Source organism: Lysinibacillus sp. Y5S-8 (genome assembly GCF_036894365.1).
Classification (GTDB): domain Bacteria; phylum Bacillota; class Bacilli; order Bacillales_A; family Planococcaceae; genus Lysinibacillus; species Lysinibacillus fusiformis_D.
The window spans coordinates 897,095-918,857 of sequence record NZ_CP145889.1; the positions used below are offsets into that span (position 1 = coordinate 897,095).

Here is a 21,763-nt window from a genome sequence, read left to right on the forward strand (position 1 = left end):
GTCACTACTTTTTTTATAAAAGTGGAAAGTAATATTTGGAAAAAATATTTGATTTCTGTCTGATGGTTGAATTACACTTTGCATAAAGAAGGAGGTAGAAAAATGCAGTTTATAACAAGTAACTGTGTGATAGAGCCATTACAACCAGAACATTACAAAGCTATACATATGCTTTACTCCAATGAACAAGTTAGAACCTATCTTGGAGGTGTGCCACAGGACAGCTATATAGAGGCATCCTTTAAAGGCATGTTAGCAGCACCATTTCCTAATACATATTTATATATATCATTAAAGACGACAGGTGAATTTATTGGTCTTGTTTCTATCGATGAATACCATGATAAAGAGTTATATGAGCTTTCCTATCAATTTTTACCACAGTATTGGGGAAAGGGGCTAGCTTTTGAAGTCCTTACAGCGGTGATGGAGGAGGGTCTGAATTATTTAGATATATCATCGATTGTGGCAGAAACACAAACTGCTAATAAGGCATCTTGTCACTTACTCGAAAAGTTAGGGATGCACAAAGTACAGGTGTTAGAAAGATTTGGTCATGAACAAGCCCTGTACGAAATAAGGAAAAATTATAAAGGGTCAAGATAAATTATTGCATTATCAGGAGGTGGATTTTCGCGGCAAATCCCTTCATTTATCGCTGACTATATTTTGCATCAAATGAACGAATCAAAATATGTTTTATTCAGCATGCCATCATTAAGAACGAATAATGCAGATTACTAAATTTTAAAGAGAGAGGAACTTTACATGCTAATACGAGAAGCAACACGCAAGGATAGTACACAGATTATAGCTGTTATGACAAATGCAGAGGCATCTAATCTTATGCTATTTGGCCCAGGTGAGCGAAAATTAGAGCCCGAGCAATTTGGAAGCTATATTGAAAAGCTATATCATAGCCACCATTCAGCTTTGTTCGTGGCGGAAATGGAACAGAAGATTGTTGCTTATTTAATTTTACAGGGCAATGAACCATCTAGAATTGCTCACCGTGCTTATCTTGTAATAGGCATACATAGTGACTATCGAGGAAAGAAAATAGGGACGGCATTATTTAATCATGTAGAGGATTGGGCAAAAGTTAATGGTATCCATCGTTTAGAGTTAACCGTTATGGAAAATAATGAGGCTGGAATTGCTTTATATAAGAAAATGGGATTTGATATAGAGGGAATAAAGCGAAATTCCTTATATGTAGATGGTCAATATATTAATGAATATTATATGTCAAGGCTATTATAATTTGATAGGGGGAGGAATGTACGTATGACGATACAGATCAACATCGGCATTTATTCACCATCCTCACCAGCAACGGTGACGGCGTTGAAACGTTATGAACGTGCCAAATTGTTTCTAGAAGAGAAAAACTTTCAAATCGTAACAGGTTCTCTTACTGGCAAATCAGATTATTACCGCTCTGGTTCACCAAAGGAACGTGCGGAAGAATTAAATGAATTACTACGCAATCCAGATGTGGATATCATTATGTCTACAATCGGAGGGACAAATGCCAATAGTATGCTGCCCTATATTGATTATGAGGCGTTTCGTCAACAGCCCAAAATAGTCATAGGTTATTCGGATGCAACAGCCATTTTACTTGCTCTTTATGCAAAGACAAATATAGCAACTTTCTATGGTCCAGCGTTTGTCCCTTCTTTTGGCGAGTTTGAACCATTAGTAAATGACACCTTCAAGTTTTTTGAGGATTATTTCTTTAAACCGCAAGCACTACCCTATGAAATGCCAATGCCCTCTTACTGGTCAGATGAACCTGTTAACTGGCTCGAGAAGACGGTCGATAAAAAGCTCAAGAAAAATGAATGGTTAACAATTCAGGAAGGGGTTGTAGAAGGTAGGTTAATTGGCGGCAATGTAAATGCAATGTACGGTTTTATTGGCACGCCTTATTTCCCTGAAATTTTGGAAGGTGACATTTTATTAGTGGAGGACTGCTTAAAAAATGCTGCTATTGTTGAAAAGAATTTTGCTATGCTGAAATTGCACGGTGTCTTTAATAAAGTAAGGGGCATTATTTTGGGCAAACATGAATGCTATGATGATTTAGGAACGGGCAGACAACCCTATGATATTCTACTTGAACAGTTGGATGGAATAGAGATACCTCTATTAGCAGAGGTGGATATTTGCCATACACATCCTATGCATCCAATAGCGATAGGGAAACGAGTAAAGCTAGATGCAACAGCTAAAAAGATATATTGTGTAGAAAAATGGTTGTAATGATAAAGCCTTGCATACGGAGCAAGGCTTTATTTGCTAAAGACTTCTATAATCATCATCAGTGATGGCGTACATTTTCACATTTTAGTATTTCCTTTTAACAAACATACTTTTACGTAAAATTCCTTCAAATTGCATGCCTGATTTCTCCATAACCTTTTGAGAGGCTATATTTTCTTCAAAACATCGTGCTTGAATATGTACCAAATTTATTTCCTTAAAGCCAAAGTCAATCAGTTTTTTTGTTGCTTCTGTAGTGAATCCTTTATTCCAATAATCCTCCGAAAGTACATAACCAATTTCTGCATAATGATGTGTGTTGCTAATCGTAACAAAATCGATTGTACCAATTAGTATACTTCGATGCCCAAAAGTAAGAGATAACCTTGCTGATAGCCATTTAATATAAGTTTATAAAAGCTTTAGTATCCTCTAAACTTGTATGGGCCTGCCACGTCACATAGCGTGCCACATTTTTGCTAGAAGCGTAGCCTCTAAATCTAGTGGAGTAATAGGTCTTAAAAGTAGCCTTTCAGTTTTCAAAATAGGTATTGTATGTTTCATTTATTTCCCTCTTTAAATTACTATATGAAAAAGTCGACCCAATTTCTTAATACATTGGGTCGACTTTTTATCTTAATATCCTTAAAAGCTGTTTGGTGAAAAATCCTGCTAGCTTCACTTTATGGATAACGTTTAGCAGTAGCTGACGAATCCTTTGTTTTGGATTTATGTTGTTCGTCTTTTACTTTTTCATTCAGTTCTTCCACAGGTATTGGATCGACTGTTTTCATATCCTCGTGTTGATCGAAAATGCTTTCTTTACCTGTATCCAGTACATCAGGGTTGTTTGTATAACGAGTTTTCGCTTGTTTTTTTTCAGTCATTCATTATCACCTCTTACTATAAGTTTTCACTTTTTTACTAGAGTTAAAACATATTAGTTTTAGGTGATATGTGGACTAATCGTTTGTTGGTTTACCAGTAGCTAACAAGACTTTACTTCCAAGTAAGAAAAATCCTTGAATGAAAAGTAATATTCCTGTCCCTATTAGTAGCCATTCAATGGCAATTATATCAGCTATTGGACCAAAAATAAGCATACCTAAAGGCATCATAGAAGTAGAAATCATACTAAGAATACCAAATACTCGCCCCATATAATCACTTTCTACTTTTTCTTGTAATAACACCGTTGCGGGTGTATTAAAGATTGGCATAGCTATTCCTGTAACAGCCATTATCACGAGATACAGCCAAAAAACAGGAATAATTCCAAGAGCCATTGTACAAAGACCAAATAATAAAGCAGATAATGTCATGGTATGCACTTTATTTTTAAAGCCACCCCATGTCGCGATGGCGATACCACCGATTAACATACCAATGGCAAAGGCCATTTCGATGGCAGTCAAACGCCATACATCATCGCCAAAGCTACGTGTAACTTGTAAAGGTGTTAAAAAGGCAGCAGGTGCAGCGAGCAACATGAAAAAGGCAAAGAACAAGAATAATTGCTTTAAGAAAGCATGCTCTTTAATGTAGATGAAGCCTTGTTTCATATCACTAAAATAGCTTGTTGTCTGTGGCTGATTCGCTTTGGCATGTGCAGGAATATGCAGAAATAATAAGAAGATGGTGATGGCAATAGCAGCTGTCGTCACATCAATAAAGAAAATGGATTCGATTGAAGCCATCGTTAATAATGCCCCACTTGCCATGGGTGCAAGAATCATGATAAAAGCTTGAATACTACTGTTTATCCCATTAACCTTCATTAAATGCTCTTCAGGCACAAATTGCGGTAAAATAGCACCTACAGCAGGTGTTTGAATACCTGCACCAACTGCACGTACCGCTGATATAACAAATAATAGCCAGAGCTCATCATAGCCAGTTAAAAATAAAATAGCTAAAATTAATGTGGATAAGGCAATCATGCCATCTGCCAAAATAATAAGCCATTTACGATTGTAGCGATCTGCCCAGACACCAGCAATTGGTGCTAAGAAGAAGGTCGGTACAAAACCGCAAATAATCGCAATGGTCATCATGACGCCTGATTGCGTTGTAAGTGTGATATACCATGTAATGGCATATTGCACTAGAGCAGAGCCAAAAAGTGAAATGGTTTGACTGCTTAAAAAAAGTATCGTATTGCGTTTCCAATGTTCCAAATTCGTCATCCCTTTCTAACAGTAGTGCCTGTGTGGAAAGTTGAAAGACAACAAAAAAGAGGGGGTGTTGAAGTCCCCTCTCTTCCTGTATTCCTAAAACAGACTAGACTAATCCCATTTCCCTTGCACAGCAGGCAAAGTGTACACATATTTAGTTAGTAATGTGAAATCGTAGTCTGATTGAAGCTGTCATTAGGAATACCCTCCGTTCTATATAAGTTGTGTTGATTGTAGCATAAAGTTTATCTGCGCGTAAAGAACGAATCAAACACCTTAACATTTTAGGACCAGAGCTAATAACAAGGGAAATGATAGAAAAATAACAAATTGCCCAGAAAAGCATTTCACCGCTTTCTTGGCTGTTTTTTTGTTTTGATTATACAGATTTTGGAATCAACTAAAATATTTGATAAAATGAACGACAACAAAAAGTATCATTTAGTAGTACTATTATTTTATAGATTTTAAGCTGCTTCTTCTTAAATAGACGGGAATACTTATGACCGCATTATTTCATTCATCCGGTGAAGTATCTTTGGAGACGTGCATTTAGCGAGAACCTATCATATACTAAAATAGAAAAATAGCAAATGGAGGAAATATGAGAAAGAATAATAGTAAATGGAAACTTATCACTTTTGTCGCAATGATTTTTGTGTTATGCCTATCGACAATACCTGAAAAGACAGCGATGGCAAGCACGACACAGCCGAAAAGAGAAATGCGGGCTGTCTGGATTTCAACGGTTCTTAATATTGATATGAAAGCGGGTATGACTAAGGAGCAGTATACAGCTTGGACACGCCAAACATTGGATCAATTAAAAGCCAGCAAATTGAATACAGTTATTTATCAAGTAAGACCAACAAATGATGCAATGTATGCGTCTGAGCTAGCGCCATGGTCATCCTACATAACAGGGAAAAAGCAAGGCACAAATCCTGGTTACGATCCCCTTGCAATTATGGTAGAGGAAGCACATAAACGAGGGATGGAGCTGCATGCCTGGATGAATCCTTATCGTGTAACAATGTCTGGACAAAAACTAACAGATCTTGCTGCCGATAATGTGGCAAGAACCCATCCAAACTGGGTTGTCAAATATGGCAAACAATATTATTTAAATCCTGGTTTACCAGAGGTACAAGACTATTTAGTGGAAACAGTAAGAGAGCTAGTAGCCAATTACGATATTGATGCAGTCCATATGGATGATTATTTTTATCCATATAAAATTGCAAATGAAGTCTTTCCAGATCAAGCAGCTTTTAAAAAATATGGTGGTTCCTTTAAAAAGGTGGAAGATTGGCGACGAGATAATGTCAACCAACTTGTAGAAAATCTATACACAGTCATTAAAGATACAAAACCATATGTTCAATTTGGTATTTCACCATTTGGCGTATGGCGCAATAAATCACTGGATAAAACAGGAAGCGATACGCGAGCTGGTGTCAATAATTACGATGATTTATATGCAGACGTCAGAACATGGATTCAAAATGGCACGATTGATTACATTACACCACAAATTTATTGGTCAAGAACATTAGCTGTTGCCAAATATGGGACATTGCTAGATTGGTGGAGCCATGAGGTACAAACATATGCAAAAACACACCCTATTCATCTATACATTGGACTTGCTGATTACAAAGTTGGCAATGACAGTGATGCAGCATGGAAAAACAAAATGGAATTACCAAGTCAAATACTAGCGAATCGCTCGGAAAAGGTAGCAGCCAAAGGGCAAATGCACTTCTCCTTAAAAAGTATTCAAAACAATAAACTGGGCTATGCAACGATTGTTAATCAACAACTATATAATTATACAGCACTGACACCAGGTACAACTTGGGATGATGACACTAGGCCGAATAAGCCGACTTTTGTACAAGTGACAAAGGGAGCAACTGGTAGCAAAATTGAAATTATAGACGAAAATGAAACACAACCACGCAAGTATGTCATTTATCGTTTTGTAGGGAACAAAGAGGGTTCTTATAATGATCCTCAAAATATAGTGGATGTTGTTTATAATATGGATGGCATCACTGAATTTGTGGACAAGACAGCTCTTGCTAAGCAAAGCTACACATACGGCATTACGGCTGTATCTGCTGCTGGTGTGGAAAGCAAGGAAGTTTTTGTGGTGAAAGATAATCAGTAAATAGCTTATGATAAAAAACAGCTACTCACGCAATAACTGCATGAGTAGCTGTTTTTTATTAATTTTCTTCAATATCTTTACGGTTTTTCTTTAACATTTTAGACAGCATTTCATAGACAATTGGTACAACAACTAATGTTAATAGTGTTGAAGATAGTAAACCACCAATTACAGTAATAGCTAAGTCTTTCGAAATTAAACCACTGCCACCAGAACCAAGTGCCATTGGAATCATTGCCCCGATTGTGGCAATGGCTGTCATTAGGATTGGACGTAAACGTGTTGCTCCTGCTTCAAGGATCGCTTCACGCATGGCAAGACCATCATGTTCCATATGAATGATGCGGTCGACTAATACGATGGCATTGGTTACGACGATACCAATCAACATCAACAGACCCATCATTACAGATACAGAAATAGTTTGACCTGTAACGAATAAACCAATAAATGCTCCAATTACGGCGAATGGTAGGGAGAATAGAATAGCGAATGGAGCTAAACCTTCTCCAAATGTTACTACTAAGATGAAGTAAACAATGGCAATTGCTGCTAACATAGCAATACCAAGCTTAGTGAATGTTTCTTGCATATCGGCAGCAACACCCGCAACACCAGTTGTAACACCTTTTGGTAAATCTAATTTATTAATTTTCTTATCAGCAGCAGAAGTGGCTTTTGAAATATCATCTCCGATAATCGTACCAGATACTGTTGCAAAGTATTCACCTTTTGAACGAGATAACGAGTTAAGTGTCGTACCTTCCTCGACATCAACTAATTCACCAATTGTCATGGTTGTGCCTAAAGCCGTTTTAATTTCAGTAGCTAAGACATCATCTAAGGAAGTAGCAGCTGCTTTAGCATCACGTTGAACGATCACATCAATATCTTTACCATCATTTTTAACGGTAGTTAATACTTCTTTTGTTGTATTCGAATTTAATGCCATCACGATTTGAGCTGTTGTTAAACCATATTGTAGGACATTTTTTTGTTCTACTTTTAGTACATGCTCTACGTATGGATCTTCGTTATCAGATTTAATATCTTCTAAGCCATCTACTTCTTTTAGGACACCTTCTACTTGTTTCACAGCATCTCGAAGTTTATCTAAGTCATCACTGTATAATGTGTAGCTGACTTCGTTTGAAGACATAGACATAGAAGAGAAGTTTTGAGACTTCCATTCTCCTGATTGACCGATGTTGAATACATAGTCTTCTACTTCTTCACGAGCTTTAGGGAAGTCTTCCATATCTGGATCAAAGATAAGGTACATTAAGGCACCGCCAGCGCCTCCACCCATCATCATTGCTGATGGATCAACATTATTTGCATCCGTTATGGAAACTTGTAAAATATCAACGTCTTTACGCTTCATTAATTCTTTTTCTACTTTTTCAACATTCGCTGCTGTTTCATCAGCTAGCTCTCCAGTTGAAGGAGTATACGTTAAGTACATTACTTTTTCTTCTTGTGATCCCATGAAACTAAAGCCAATAAGTGGTGTTAATGCAAGAGAACCAGCAAGTAAGGCAATCGCAATGATAGAAGTAATAATTTTGTGATTTAATGTTTTTTCTAAAATACCTCTGTACCAAGTAGCAAGTTTCCCAACTTCTTTATGTTGGCTTTCTGTTTTCTCACCGTATAATTTTTTACGGAATAAGAAGTGAGATAATGCAGGTACGATTGTGATAGCTACTAATAATGATGCACCTAGTGCAAATGTCATTGTTAGGGCGAATGGCATGAATAATTCGCCTACCATACCACCTACGAAAATTAGTGGGGCAAATACCGCTACCGTTACTAATGTAGACGAAAGAATTGGTTTAAACATTTCAATCGTTGCTTCACGAATAAGGGCACGACCCGTAAGTTTTTCTTGTTTTAAGTGAATGCGTCGATAAATATTTTCAACAACTACGATCGAGTCATCGATCACACGCCCAATTGCGACGGTAATCGCTCCAAGTGTCATAATGTTGAGAGTGATATCCATCCAGTTTAATAGCAGTAATGCCATGAAGACAGAAACTGGGATAGAAATAATTGAAATAATAGTTGATTTGAAATCGCGTAGGAATAGTAAAATGATTAAGACTGCAATAGCGCCACCAAATACTGCTTTTTCGATCATTGTAAATACAGAATCTTCAATTGGGGCTCCTTGGTCAAGGGAAATATCTACATTTAAGCCGTCTAATCGTTTTTCTTCATCTTTAATAAGGTCTTTTACTGCATTAACAACTGTTACCGTATTCGCATCCTGACCTTTCACGATTTGAATGGCGATGGCATCTTGCCCATTTGTACGTGAAACAGATTGTACTTTACCTTCTACTTCAATTTTTGCAATATCACCTAGACGAACGAAAGGTGAAGGATTTGTAGCTGAAGGTGTAACTGGAATTAATAAATCTTTTAGCTCATCAACAGATTGTACTTTACCATCTACTGAAACAGCCTGTTCGCCAACAGTAAACTGATATAAACCAAGTGACAGTGACATATCACTTGCCTGAATCATTTGTTTAACTGTATCCTCCGTTAAACCAAGTGCAGCCATTTTTTCTTCATCATATTTAAATGATACTTGTTCAATGTGCTGACCTGTGATGGTCGCAGAGGCAACACCATCAATTTTTTCGATTTTTGGAAGTAACACGTCTTCTACTGTAGAAGTTAAGTCTACAATATCTTCCTTAGAGCTACTTACAGATAAAGCAACTACTGGCATCATGTTCATGCTAATCGCCATAATAGTAGGCTCTTGAGCACCTTCAGGTAGTTTAAGATTATCTAAAGCTGCTTCTAATTGACGTTTCTTTTCATCCATATCAATTCCGTATTCGTATTCTACTTGAACTTGTGCTACGTTGGAAGAGGATGTTGAGTAAACAGCTTTCACATCTTCTAAGCTTTCTATGGATTTTTCAAATGGAATGGAAAGCTCATTCATTACTTGTTCAGGCGTTGCGCCAGGATATACTCCCATGACAATTAAATATGGGATTGAAATATCGGGTATTGATTCCATTTTCATTCTTGTACCGGAATAAATACCAGAGACAGTGATGATAATTGTTAGTAACCAAACTGCCAATTTGTTTTTTAATACGAAATTAACTAAACCTTTCACCTTCACACCTACCCTTTATTGACTATCTAAATTCAATTATTTATACTAATGACTAATCGGTCATTTGTCAACGAAATGCATTAGGAGAGATTTAAAAATATGTTAAAAAAGCAATTAATTATGGAGAAAGCGATAGAGCTATTTTCTGAACAGGGTTTTGAAGCTACGTCAGTTCAACAAATTACAGAACGCTGTGGAATTTCTAAAGGTGCATTTTATTTATCCTTCAAAACAAAAGATGAGCTCGTTATTTCAATGGTGGATTACTATTTACAGCAGTTCATTACAGATATTGACCAAGTAGTCAGAGGAACCTATAGTAAAGAAACCGTATTGGTTGAATTTTATAAAAGCATCTTTCAAGCATTCAAAGCACATTCTACATCTGCTCGTGTGTTCTTTAACGAAAAGGTCTTTCTAACAAAAAAAGAGTTATTTCATAAAATAACAGCGTATGAAGCAGAAATGTCGAAATCAATCATCTATATGCTTGAACAACTTTATCAGGATAAATTAAAAGAAACGAAATATGATGTGATGTATTGTATAAAAGGATTTATGAAGAGTTATGCTGAGCTTTTTATTTTTTCAGATATGCCACTAGATTTAGAGCAATTGGCAAAATCTTTAGCAGAGAAGACAGATATTATTGCACACCATACAACCATTCCTTTTATTACAGCAGATCTTGTGCCATTTATTGCAAAACCTTGTGAACAAGATGTTTCAAAAGATGCTTTACTACAATTATTGGAGCAAAATATTGATCCTACTGAGGATCCTATTGTAAAAGAATCCCTTGTGCTATTGAGACAAGAGATAGAAAATCCTACTTACAGTAAAGCCATCATAAAAGGGCTAATTGAAAATCTACGTCAAGATATAGCCTATCATTGGATTGCTTATGTAAGCGCAAAATACTTTAATATTTGAACTGCTGGATAGAATTGTTCACGTTAGATAGGTGAACAATTCTATTTTTTAGTGGGTGAATGAGGGTACAGATTGCCAAGCCTCTAATGCACTATTAAAAGGGGCTTGAATCCATAATAGCCGTTCAAGAAAATTTTTGACTTCGATCGGTAATTTCAATTCTTGCTGCCAGGCTTGCTCTTTTCGTTTGCTTGGTTTGTAGTCTGAGTACAGTAAAAATAATAAAAAATGACCGACAAAATATAAATCGCTAATATGATTTTCTGCTCGTTTAGGATTTTCAATAGCAGAGAGGTCGATGTGCTTCTGATAAGTGGTAGCGAGACCAAAGTTAATAATATGCAATTGTTGATGGACTAGCAATATATTAGGAATACGTAAATCACGATGAACAATACCATGATTGTGTAATTCAATAATTTGTTCTAAAAGTTGCTTTGTAATGGCAAGTGATTGAACAACTGTAAACTTGGCACCATCCTCAAAAATCAGTTGTTCAAAAGTTTGCCCATTGACGTAGTCCATAATAAAAAATGGGCTATCTTGAATTGTTCCTGTTGAATGGATGGTAGGAACATAGGGCAGTGAAACTTGTTGGAGTATGTGTATTTCTTGTTTAAATTTTTGGATGGTTTTCTTGTGGTGACGGTGTTTGGGACGCAAGCATTTTAAGACAAATGGCTTTGATGAACAATCCTCAATCAAATATGCACGACCATATGCACCATAGCCAAGCAATTTTTTAAAAGAGAAGTTGGGATGTTTGGCAATGTAATGTGCTACAGCCTGATCGAAGCCTTTTTCGGATAGTCGCTTCCACCACATTAACTGCTAAAGAAACTCATTGAGCTGAAAAGACTACGTGAGCTTTTACGAGAGCCACGTTTATAATGCTTATGACCATAATAATTATGTCGTTTAGAATACTTGCGACGGCTACTCGATGAAGAATAACGACGTTTGGATTTACCATTGAACAAGGAATGAAGAATTTTATCTAGCATAAAAAACGCTCCTTTAGATGTTGTTATAACTATATACGTAAATATAAAAAAGGAGGTTTCAATATTTCAAAAATAAAAAAGAAGCTATGTAAACTTTACATAGCTTCTTCACAAGAGGTTAAACCTCCATAATAATCGGTAGAATCATTGGTCGACGTTTTGTCTTTTCGAATAGATACGGCCCTAAAACATCAGTTATTTCATTTTTCAATTCTGTCCATTGAGGTGTTTTGCCTTGAATCGTTGCATTCAGATGACGATTTAGCATTTTCTGTGCCTCGTTAATCATCGTACCTGATTCACGCATATAGACAAAGCCACGTGAAATGATGTCAGGACCTGAAACGATTTTTTGGTTTTCCATATCCACACTAACTACTACAATGACCAGACCTTCTTCAGAAAGGATGCGACGATCACGTAATACGATATTGCCGATGTCGCCAATACCATTACCATCAATATAAACATCTCCAGAAGGAATACGACCGGCAACATGCGCTTCATTGGCACTTAATGCCAACACATCACCGTTTTCCATCACAAATGTATTGTCGAGTGGAACATCGCAATCTTCTGCTAGATGTGTATGCATTTTTAACATACGGAATTCACCATGGATAGGCATAAAGAATTTAGGCTTCATTAAACGAAGCATCAGTTTTTGTTCTTCTTGTGAGCCGTGACCAGATGTATGGATATTGTTTAATGCGCCATGAATGACTTCTGCACCTGCGCGGAACAATAAATTAATAATTTTATTAACACTCACAGTATTACCTGGTACTGGTGAAGAAGAAAAGATAACCGTATCGCCAGGTTGTATTTGAATCTGACGGTGCGTACCATTGGCAATGCGTGATAGGGCTGCCATTGGTTCACCTTGAGAGCCTGTACATAAAATCATCACTTCGTTTGCAGGAAGTCGATTAATACTTTGAGCATCGATAAATGTATCCTTTGGAGCGGTAATATAACCAAGCTCTCGGCCAATGGTAATAGCATTGTCCATGGAGCGACCAAAGACAGCAATTTTTCTTCCGTATTTTATGGCAGCATCTGTGGCTTGCTGTAATCGGTGAATATTTGACGCAAATGTAGCAAAAATAATACGACTATCCACTTTACGAAAAATCTCATCGATACTCTTTCCAACTGTACGCTCTGACATTGTGAAATTAGGCTTTTCAGCGTTCGTACTATCTGATAGTAAGCAAAGCACGCCATCACGTCCAATTTCAGCCATCTTCGTTAAGTTGGCTGGCTCACCCACTGGTGTAAAATCAAATTTAAAGTCACCTGTGTGAACGATATTACCAGGTGGTGTTTTCACAACAACACCATATGCATCAGGGATACTGTGTGTTGTTCTAAAGAAGCTCACAGATGTTTTTCTAAATTTAATAACATCCTCTTCTTTAATTTCGATTAGCTTTGTTGTACGTAGCAAGCCATGTTCTTCTAATTTATTACGTAATAAGCCAAGTGCAAGCTTACCACCATAGACAGGGACATTTACTTGACGTAAAAGGTAGGGAATACCACCGATATGGTCCTCGTGTCCATGTGTAATAAACAGTCCTTTAATTTTGTCGACATTACGTACTAAATACGTATAATCAGGAATAACATAGTCAATGCCGAGTAAATCGTCTTCTGGAAATTTAATGCCAGCGTCAATTAAAATGATTTCATCTTGAAATTGAACGCCGTAAGTGTTTTTGCCGATTTCGCCCAGTCCGCCGAGCGCGAAAACAGCTGCTTGGTCATTTTTAACAAACTTCATGTTTGTTAAATTTCCTCCAAGACGAAGTTCGGGCTTGCTTGTTCGTACTCTAAATAGTTACCTTCAAGCAGTTGAACGAACTCGATGTTGTAGTTACGGTCTTTTAGCTTTTGACGTACTTCGCGTTCTGAAGCAGCTTCAAGGTATAGACTTTTAGTGTTTTCGCGAACTGGAATCTCATTTGCATTTTCTTGATAATAAACTTTGTAAATCATAGTTTGCTCTCCTTTAATTGCGTACAATTTTCTTGCACCTTTGACTACTACCACACACGTGCTACAAGAAAACAACGAATTTCCTTCATAAAGAAATGTACGTTTGTAATCCTTGTATCTCAAAGCTTCAGCTGTGCACTATGTTTTAAATTTATATAGGAAGTAGTGAGACAGTGGTTGCGTATAGCCAAATAAATGCATTTCCTTTATATTATCACGCAGTTCCTCTAAAATAAAGAAAAGCCCTTCAAATAATGAAGGGCAAATGTTAGGCAATTGATTTTTTTCCGAGTACGCCACGAAGTTGCTTCAACAATTTCCGTTTTAGTTTCTTCAGCATGGCACATCACTCCTTAGGATCATTATAATAAAAATTATTGTCTATGTAAAGTCATTTACCTTGAAAGGATGCTATTTATGGAAATGGTTAATAAAATGAACAAAATTTTGTTTTTTGATGTAGATGGTACGCTTTATAACAGTGAAAAAAAATTACCCGCATCTGCAAAAGAGGCACTTTTGGCAGCACGTCGAAATGGCTATGAACTGGCAATTGCAACAGGACGAGCTCCGTTTATGATTGAGTCACTACTAGAAGAATTAGAAATTGATACGTATGTTACTTTCAATGGACAATATGTTGTATACAAGGGTGAAGTTGTCTATACAAATGGTATTGAAAAGGAAGAACTAGCAAAAATCATTGCCTTTGGTGAGGCTCGTAATGAACCAGTAGTATTTTTAGATGATAAACGTATGATTGCCTCTATTGGCGATCATCATATGGTAGCTGAGAGCTTAGATACACTGAAATATCCATATCCAGCATTAGACTCTTCTTATTATATGCAGAACAATGTATATCAAACACTTATTTTTATGGAAGAAAAAGATGAATCTTTATATTGTGAGACATTCCCAAATGTTCAATTCATACGTTGGCATCGCTATTCTTGTGATATTTTACCAAAAGGTGGCTCAAAGGCTGCTGGTATCGAAAAGGTGCTAGAAAGAATGGGCATCACTTTACAAGATGCTTTTGCTTTTGGAGATGGTATAAACGATATTGAAATGCTGCAAGCTGTTGGGACAAGTGTTGCCATGGGGAATGGTCATGAGAGAGTGAAGGCGGTGGCACATCATATTGCCGACCATGTAGATGAGGATGGTCTTGCAAAAATCATGCGCAAGCTAGCAATTATATAAAAAAACAACTAGTTGGAAAAATTTCAACTAGTTGTTTTTTTATTATGACTGGTTTTCCTCAATGTTGACGACTTTTATTTGAACGCTTCTATCGGAAAAATGCTGAATCGTCTTTTTAGATAGTGCATTATCTGTGATAATGACATCTACGTCAGTCAAAGGACAAACTTGAATCGCTACATCCTTATTAAATTTGGAGGAATCTGTAGCAACGTAAACTGTTTGGGAGATAGAGATAATTTGTTTTCTAGTAATCGCCTCATCCAAACTAAAATCAGAAATACCTTTTTCAATGGAAACGCCACTAGCACATATAAACGCTTTATTGATATTCAAATGTTCAAAGTGAAATAAAAACTCATTCGATGTTACTGATTTTTCGGAATGACGAACTTTACCACCGATTAGTATAACCTCGATATTAGAGCCGATTAGATCAAATGCTACAGGTAGTGAGTTTGTTACTACTGTTAATTTTTCCTTGTTCAATAAAAAGGGGGTCATTTGATAGGTAGTGGTTCCACTATCGACAAAAATACATTCCCCATTTTCCACGAGTGAGGCACAAGCTTTGGCAATGGCGATTTTCTCTGCTAACTGCTCATGAAGTCTTTGATCGATTATTCCCTCAACAGGCTCAATATATTTAATACCCCCATAAAACTTTTCAATTTTCTTATCATGCATCAGCTGTTGGACATCGCGGCGAATTGTTTCCATCGAAACATTAAATTCTTTTGTGAGTGTTACTAACTTAACAACCTTATGTTGTCTTACATACTGCAAAATTTGATGTTGTCTTTCTATCATATACATGTTATCACCTCTACTAGATATTTACTCAAAATAACCATAACTTTGTCAACACTTAGTTAGAATTTACTCAACATTTACACGAAAATGCATTTTCCTTTACAAATGGTCACTATACTAAAGCTAAGAACTGAGAGAGGTGACCAATTTGTTAGAGCTAAAAAATATCGCAAAAAGCTATAAAAATAAGAAAGTTTTAGTAGATATCAATGTAACCATCGAATCAGGTGAAATCATTTCGTTACTAGGGCCAAGTGGTTGTGGTAAAACCACCTTGCTCAATATCATCTTAGGGCTTGTAGATTCAACGGCTGGTCAGCTTGTCTACAATGGACAAGATATATCCAAGCAGTCGATGCAAGAAAGAGGGTTTAATATTGTGTTTCAGGATTTTGCGTTATTTCCTCATTTAAATGCATACGACAATATCGTTTATGGTTTGAAAAATAAGAACGTGCAAATGTCGAAAGAGGAGATACAAGAATATATCGATTTTTTAGAGCTAACACCTCATCTGCAGAAAAAGATTCATGAATTATCTGGTGGGCAAAAACAACGAGTTTCCATTGCGAGGACACTTGTGATGCAGCCTAAAATACTATTGTTAGATGAGCCACTAAGTGCATTAGATGGCGTCATTAAGGAATCCATCAAGGAGCGTATTAAATCCATTGCCCGTGAATTTAAATTGACAACCATTATCGTGACACATGATCCAGAAGAAGCCCTCACATTATCTGATAGGGTCATGATTATTAATGAGGGAACAGTTGCTCAATTTGGTACGCCTCATGAAATAGTAACAGCACCAAAAAATCAATTTATTGAGGATTTTATTTTAAGGCAGCTTCATATTAAGCGACATAACATCTATCAATTGTTTGGAGAAACATATGCTTAAAACGAATAAAATGATGAAATTGATTTTTCTACCGATTCTTATTTTTTTCCTATTCTTTTTAATTGTGCCATTACTTTATATGTTTTGGCAGTCTTTCAAAATAGGAAATGTGGTGACCATTCAAAATTATATAGATGCTTTACAAAATATCGAAATTCGAGAGGCCTTTATCAATAGCTTTAAAGTTTCTTTTGTAGCCTCAGTGATCACAACCATTTTAGCTTTTTTATTGGCCTATGCTGTTCATTTTACAACGATGCATCGCCATGCGAAAAAGCTTGTGCAAATAGGCATTACTTTACCCATGCTCTTGCCAACCATCACCTATGGCTTTGTGCTGATTTATACATTTGGGAATCAAGGAATTCTAACGAAATTAGTGGGGCAACCCCTTTTTACAATTTATGGGTACAACGGTTTGGTGCTTGGTTACGTTTTATATACATTGCCAGTCGCTTTTATTTTAATGCAAAACTCCATGCAATATATCGACAAACGATTTTTACTGGTTTCCATGTTAATGCATGATCATTCACTTCGTCGCTTTTATCATACCGTATTCCGTCCAATGTTAGGTACGATTGGTGGTGCTTTTATTTTAACGTTTATTTTAAGCTTCACAGACTTTGGTATACCCGCATCTGTTGGTGGAAATTACACGGTGATTGCCACTGAACTCTATCAAGCGATGTTAGGCTCCATTGTCCATTTTGAGCGTGGCGCAGTGATATCAGTGTTAATGCTTGTACCTGCCGTACTAGGTGTTGCCCTATTAACAATTTTAGAGCGTTTCAATTTTCACTATAAACAAGGTGGGCGAAGTGACCTTGTAAAGCATCGTCTGCGTGACACGCTGTTTACTATTTATTCAATTGTCTGTGTGACGATCGTATTCATTATTTTTGCAACGATGTTTATTGTGCCTTTTACGAAAGGTTATCCATATAACTTCAGCTTTACATTAGAGCATGTTCAAAATGTACTAGCAGAGAAGGATTTGACAAAGGTTTATGTTAATTCTCTTATCGTGGCAGTATTAACGGCTATATTAGGCGTGGTCATTGCATTTTTGTCAGCGCTACTCAATGTTCGGACACCGTTAAAAGGAAGAAAAGGCTTAGATGTAGCCTCCATGATTACAAATACAGTACCAGGAATGGTGCTTGGATTGTCCTACTTGTTTTTCTTTAATGGAAGTACATTAAAAGGTACATTTTTCATCATTGTTGCATGTAATATTGTCCATTTTTTTACGACACCTTATTTAATGGCGAAAAATTCATTACAAAAGATGGACCCTACATGGGAAGTGACAGCTGAGCTATTAAAGGATTCTTGGTTAAAAACCGTTAGACGAATTATTTTGCCGAATATTAGACCGACGATTTATCAAATGTTTAGTTACTTTTTTTTAAATGCTATGGTCACGGTTAGTGGTGTTATTTTCCTTGTCAGCACGAAGACAATGCTTGTCTCAACACGCATCAAAGAGCTTCAGCATTTCGCAAAGTACACCGATATTTTCGTACTATCAATATTCATTTTATGTACAAACCTCATTGTGAAATTAGGTTGTGATTATATAACAGCACATAAAGAAAAAGCGGAGGAGATATCAAAATGAACAAGTCAACAGGCATGATGTTAGGGACAATTAGTGCAGCGGGTGTTGTTTTAGCTGCGTGTGGAGGGGCAGCAGCTGATTCCAAAGAGCAAGTCATTATTTATTCAAATGCTGATGATGAAGCAATTGAAGTAATGGAATCCACATTAGATGATAAGGGCTATCAAGGTAAGTATTTAATCCAATCATTCGGTACTTCTGAGTTAGGTGGCAAAATGATGGCAGAAGGAACAGATATTGAAGCAGATGTTGTCACGATGGCTTCCTATTTTATAGAAAGTGCTCAAACCTCTAAAGCCATGTTTGTAGATATTTCTTCGGACTTAAAGCCGCTTGATGGAGGAGTTACATATGCACTGCCGATTTTAGGCAATGTTGGCTCCATCTTTATTAATACAGAGGTATTGCAACAAAAAGGACTAGCAGTACCGAAATCGATTAAGGATTTGACAGACCCTGCTTACAAGGAATTAGTATCCTTCCCAAATATTATGGATTCCTCAACAGGCTGGCTTTTAGTACAAGCCATTATAAAGGAATATGGTGACGATGAAGGACAAAAGGTGTTAGCCGATTTAATTAAAAATGCTGGCCCACATATTGAAAGCTCAGGTTCTGGCCCTATCAAAAAGGTGAAAACTGGTGAGGTTGCTGCAGGCTTTGGTTTACGTATTCAAGCGATTGATGCTAAAAACGAAGGATTGCCAATTGAATATATTGACCCGACAGAAGGAAACTTCACTTTAACGGAATCTGTGGCTGTTGTGGATAAAGACGGTGATGAGGCTTTAGCTAAAGAAATAGCAAAGGTGATTGCAACGGAGGCTCGTAGTGGTTTATTGGAGCAGTATCCTGTAGCTCTATATGAAGGGGAACAGGTAAAGGATGAGTATGTTCCAGCTTATTTAAAAAAATGGGATACAACATTAACGGTTGATTTATTAGAAAAACATCAAGCCTTCTTTAAAGAGGCGCAGCGATAGGAGTTATAGCAGATGAGTAACTATAAATTATTGACACCAGGACCATTGACAACAACTGAAGCGGTAAAACAGGAAATGTTAAAAGATCGTTGTACATGGGATGACGACTATAAAAATGTGACACAAGTGATTCGCAAGCAACTCTTAGCGTTAGCTCATGTCGAGGAGCCTGAATATACTACGGTGCTTATGCAAGGAAGTGGAAGCTTTGTCGTAGAGTCTGTACTAACAACTGCGATTGGTGATAACGATAAAGTACTAATTCTAACAAATGGTGCGTACGGTGAGCGAATTGTTGAAATGGCTAACGTTTTAAAGTTACAACATGTTGTTTATAGTGTCCCTTACGATGAACAGCCATCATCATTAGAAGTTCAAGCTTTTCTTGAAAAAGATGCAAGTATTACACATGTAGCTGTAGTGCATTGTGAGACAACTACTGGTATTTTAAATCCAATAAAAGAAATAGGAGAAGTTGTTCATTCATTCGATAAAACGTTTATCGTGGATGCGATGAGTAGCTTTGGTGGTGTACCGATGGATGTATCCAATTTGCATATTGATTTTTGCATTAGTAGTGCCAATAAATGTATTCAAGGTGTGCCAGGTTTTGGATTTGTTATCGCGAACACAGAAGCTTTAGAAAAATGTAAAGGACAAGCCCGTAGCGTAGCATTAGACTTGTATAGCCAATGGGAAGTGATGAAGCAAGATGGAAAGTGGCGTTTCACATCACCTACTCATGTAGTGGCAGCTTTTGCGAAGGCGCTTGAGGAGTTAATCGATGAAGGTGGAATCGATGCCCGCCATAAGCGCTATGCGCATAATAATCATATACTTCGCTCTCGTTTGTCAGTGCTTGGGTTTGAAGCGTACGTTTCAAAAGAGCTTCAATCACCTATTATTACAACATTTTTATTCCCACACAACGAGTTTACTTTTGAGCATTTTTATCAGGAAATGAAAAAAGCGGGTTTTGTCATCTATCCTGGTAAGTTGACTGATGTGGATACATTCCGTATTGGCAATATTGGTGATATTCATGAGGAAGATATGATGACGTTATGTGAGGTCATAGAAAATTATATGGTGGTGAAAACGAATGAAAATTGAAACGGTTATTTTGGATTGGGCAGGAACAGCAGTAGATTTTGGTTGCTTTGCCCCTGTAAATGTTTTTTTAACGATTTTTGAAGATGCAGGTGTCACAGTTACACTGGAAGAGGCTCGTAAACCAATGGGTATGCTGAAAATTGACCATATCCGTACGATGCTGGAAATGCCAAGAATTGCTGAAGAATGGCAACGTGTGCATGGACAAGCCTTTACAGAAGAAAATGTCAGTGCATTATACAAGCAGTTCGAAACGAAGTTAATGGAATCGTTGGCAACTTATACAGATCCTATCCAGCATGTGAAAGCGACCGTACAGCAATTGAGAGAAGCGGGAATTCGAATTGGCTCAACGACAGGCTATACTGATTCCATGATGGAAGTAGTGACAAGACATGCAGCTGACAAGGGTTACCAACCTGATTTTCTCGTAACACCTACACAGGTAGGGGATAAAGGACGTCCATACCCATTCATGATTTTTAAAAATATGGAGGCATTAGGGTCAAAAGCAACAAAGCAAGTTGTGAAGGTTGGCGATACAACCTCAGATATAATGGAGGCCTTGAATGCAGGTGTTTGGGCTATTGGTGTTATTATTGGAAGTTCAGAAATGGGACTTTCTGAAGCAGAGTTCCAAGCATTAACTGCTGAAGAACAACAGCAAGTGATAGCGAAAACGAAATGCATTTTTGAAGAAACTGGCGCTCATTATACGATTGAAACAATGGCAGAGCTACCTGCGTTAATTGAAACGATTAATGAATGTATAACTAGAATATAAACAAAACAAACCTCGGCAGATGTGGATAACTGCCGAGGTTTGTTTTTAGTCTCGCTCATATGGGATTGAATCTGGTATTTCGGCAAATGGATTTTTTTCATTAATTCGGTCATAAAACATAACACCATTCAGATGGTCTAATTCATGCTGAAATGCAATAGCTGGCAATCCTTTAAGGCGCATCTTTTTCTCTTCACCATCAATTGTTTTAAATTTTACTGTGATGCGTGCATGACGTGGCACATACCCAGGAATATTACGATCAACAGAAAGACATCCTTCTCCTGCTGATAGGTATGTGTTTTCAACAGAGTGGCTAACGATCTTTGGATTAATGGCCACAAAGCTTAATTGTTCGCCAGCCTCATCTTTCAAATGAAGGGCAAACATACGCTGTAAGCAATTTACCTGATTGGCAGCTAAGCCAATGCCACTACGCAAATTATATTTTTCGGCCATTTCAGGATCTTGGCTGTTGATTAAATATTGAAGCATATCCTCTGCAAGCTTTCTTGTTTCATCAGTTAAAGGGAATTTAACTTCCTCTGCTTTTGTGCGTAAAGTCGGATGACCTTCGCGGATAATATCATCCATTAAAATCATATAGTAATCTTCCTTTCAACTTTGTAGTGCCTTAT

General features: G+C 37.0%; 21 protein-coding genes. 11 read left to right on the forward strand and 10 right to left on the reverse strand.

From position 1 onward, the window contains the following. Positions 1-102: 102 nt before the first annotated feature. The 3 genes from V6670_RS04145 (at position 103) to V6670_RS04155 (ending at position 2,268) form a co-directional block, all read left to right on the forward strand. On the forward strand, positions 103-606 hold the full coding sequence (locus V6670_RS04145) for a GNAT family N-acetyltransferase (protein WP_338652770.1): 504 nt from the start codon (positions 103-105) through the stop codon (positions 604-606). 162 nt (positions 607-768) lie between these two features. Further along, positions 769-1,263, forward strand: a complete 495-nt coding sequence (locus V6670_RS04150; protein ID WP_338652772.1) for a GNAT family N-acetyltransferase — start codon at positions 769-771, stop codon at positions 1,261-1,263. Between the two features lie 24 nt (positions 1,264-1,287). Then, on the forward strand, positions 1,288-2,268 hold the full coding sequence (locus V6670_RS04155; RefSeq protein WP_338652774.1) for a S66 peptidase family protein: 981 nt from the start codon (positions 1,288-1,290) through the stop codon (positions 2,266-2,268). Between the two features lie 84 nt (positions 2,269-2,352). Here V6670_RS04155 and V6670_RS04160 read toward each other — a convergent pair whose 3' ends face one another. The 3 genes from V6670_RS04160 to V6670_RS04170 form a co-directional block, all read right to left on the reverse strand. Further along, positions 2,353-2,673, reverse strand: coding sequence for a GNAT family protein (locus V6670_RS04160; protein ID WP_338654477.1), 321 nt, complete (start codon positions 2,671-2,673; stop codon positions 2,353-2,355). 278 nt (positions 2,674-2,951) lie between these two features. Beyond that, entirely contained in the window at positions 2,952-3,155 is a 204-nt protein-coding gene (locus V6670_RS04165) for a hypothetical protein (RefSeq protein WP_338652775.1), read from the reverse strand. A gap of 75 nt (positions 3,156-3,230) precedes the next feature. Next, a complete protein-coding gene (locus V6670_RS04170) occupies positions 3,231-4,454 on the reverse strand; it encodes an MFS transporter (RefSeq protein ID WP_338652776.1) in 1,224 nt (407 codons plus the stop codon). Between the two features lie 592 nt (positions 4,455-5,046). Between V6670_RS04170 and V6670_RS04175 the strand changes: the two genes are divergently transcribed. Then, positions 5,047-6,615 (forward strand): family 10 glycosylhydrolase, encoded by a 1,569-nt coding sequence (locus tag V6670_RS04175; RefSeq protein ID WP_338652778.1) that lies wholly within the window; start codon positions 5,047-5,049, stop codon positions 6,613-6,615. Between the two features lie 58 nt (positions 6,616-6,673). On the opposite strand, the gene V6670_RS04180 is transcribed toward V6670_RS04175, so the two are convergent. Beyond that, positions 6,674-9,763 carry an efflux RND transporter permease subunit gene (locus V6670_RS04180; protein ID WP_338652780.1) on the reverse strand — a complete coding sequence of 1,030 codons (3,090 nt, stop codon included), beginning with the start codon at positions 9,761-9,763 and terminating at the stop codon, positions 6,674-6,676. A 99-nt stretch (positions 9,764-9,862) separates the two neighbouring features. Between V6670_RS04180 and V6670_RS04185 the strand changes: the two genes are divergently transcribed. Further along, entirely contained in the window at positions 9,863-10,696 is an 834-nt protein-coding gene (locus V6670_RS04185) for a TetR/AcrR family transcriptional regulator (RefSeq protein ID WP_338652781.1), read from the forward strand. 48 nt (positions 10,697-10,744) lie between these two features. On the opposite strand, the gene V6670_RS04190 is transcribed toward V6670_RS04185, so the two are convergent. The 4 genes from V6670_RS04190 to V6670_RS04205 form a co-directional block, all read right to left on the reverse strand. Further along, on the reverse strand, positions 10,745-11,521 hold the full coding sequence (locus V6670_RS04190) for a protein kinase (RefSeq protein ID WP_338652783.1): 777 nt from the start codon (positions 11,519-11,521) through the stop codon (positions 10,745-10,747). After that, positions 11,521-11,700, reverse strand: a complete 180-nt coding sequence (locus tag V6670_RS04195; RefSeq protein WP_141904855.1) for a hypothetical protein — start codon at positions 11,698-11,700, stop codon at positions 11,521-11,523. The genes V6670_RS04190 and V6670_RS04195 overlap by 1 nt, the downstream gene beginning before the upstream one ends. Positions 11,701-11,818: 118 nt before the next feature. Next, the gene (locus tag V6670_RS04200) at positions 11,819-13,486 is read right to left on the reverse strand and encodes a ribonuclease J (protein ID WP_036125500.1); all 1,668 of its coding nucleotides are present in this window, start codon (positions 13,484-13,486) and stop codon (positions 11,819-11,821) included. 5 nt (positions 13,487-13,491) lie between these two features. Then, positions 13,492-13,701 carry a DNA-directed RNA polymerase subunit epsilon gene (locus V6670_RS04205; protein WP_012293082.1) on the reverse strand — a complete coding sequence of 70 codons (210 nt, stop codon included), beginning with the start codon at positions 13,699-13,701 and terminating at the stop codon, positions 13,492-13,494. A gap of 435 nt (positions 13,702-14,136) precedes the next feature. Between V6670_RS04205 and V6670_RS04210 the strand changes: the two genes are divergently transcribed. Then, complete coding sequence (locus tag V6670_RS04210) at positions 14,137-14,907, forward strand: Cof-type HAD-IIB family hydrolase (RefSeq protein WP_036125558.1); 771 nt, start codon at positions 14,137-14,139, stop codon at positions 14,905-14,907. A gap of 42 nt (positions 14,908-14,949) precedes the next feature. On the opposite strand, the gene V6670_RS04215 is transcribed toward V6670_RS04210, so the two are convergent. After that, positions 14,950-15,723 carry a DeoR/GlpR family DNA-binding transcription regulator gene (locus V6670_RS04215; RefSeq protein WP_338652790.1) on the reverse strand — a complete coding sequence of 258 codons (774 nt, stop codon included), beginning with the start codon at positions 15,721-15,723 and terminating at the stop codon, positions 14,950-14,952. Between the two features lie 145 nt (positions 15,724-15,868). Between V6670_RS04215 and V6670_RS04220 the strand changes: the two genes are divergently transcribed. The 5 genes from V6670_RS04220 to phnX are packed head-to-tail and all read left to right on the forward strand — an operon-like array spanning position 15,869 to position 21,125. Then, positions 15,869-16,621, forward strand: a complete 753-nt coding sequence (locus V6670_RS04220) for an ABC transporter ATP-binding protein (RefSeq protein WP_338652791.1) — start codon at positions 15,869-15,871, stop codon at positions 16,619-16,621. Next, a complete protein-coding gene (locus tag V6670_RS04225; protein WP_338652792.1) occupies positions 16,614-18,245 on the forward strand; it encodes an ABC transporter permease subunit in 1,632 nt (543 codons plus the stop codon). The genes V6670_RS04220 and V6670_RS04225 overlap by 8 nt, the downstream gene beginning before the upstream one ends. After that, the gene (locus V6670_RS04230; protein WP_141903367.1) at positions 18,242-19,228 is read left to right on the forward strand and encodes an extracellular solute-binding protein; all 987 of its coding nucleotides are present in this window, start codon (positions 18,242-18,244) and stop codon (positions 19,226-19,228) included. The genes V6670_RS04225 and V6670_RS04230 overlap by 4 nt, the downstream gene beginning before the upstream one ends. Before the next feature lie 12 nt (positions 19,229-19,240). Beyond that, positions 19,241-20,341, forward strand: a complete 1,101-nt coding sequence (locus tag V6670_RS04235) for a 2-aminoethylphosphonate--pyruvate transaminase (RefSeq protein WP_141903368.1) — start codon at positions 19,241-19,243, stop codon at positions 20,339-20,341. Next, a complete protein-coding gene (gene phnX / locus V6670_RS04240) occupies positions 20,331-21,125 on the forward strand; it encodes a phosphonoacetaldehyde hydrolase (protein WP_141903369.1) in 795 nt (264 codons plus the stop codon). The genes V6670_RS04235 and phnX overlap by 11 nt, the downstream gene beginning before the upstream one ends. A gap of 45 nt (positions 21,126-21,170) precedes the next feature. Here the strand turns inward: phnX and def are convergent, their stop codons facing one another. After that, entirely contained in the window at positions 21,171-21,728 is a 558-nt protein-coding gene (gene def / locus V6670_RS04245; RefSeq protein WP_036125484.1) for a peptide deformylase, read from the reverse strand. Between the last annotated feature and the right edge of the window lie 35 nt (positions 21,729-21,763).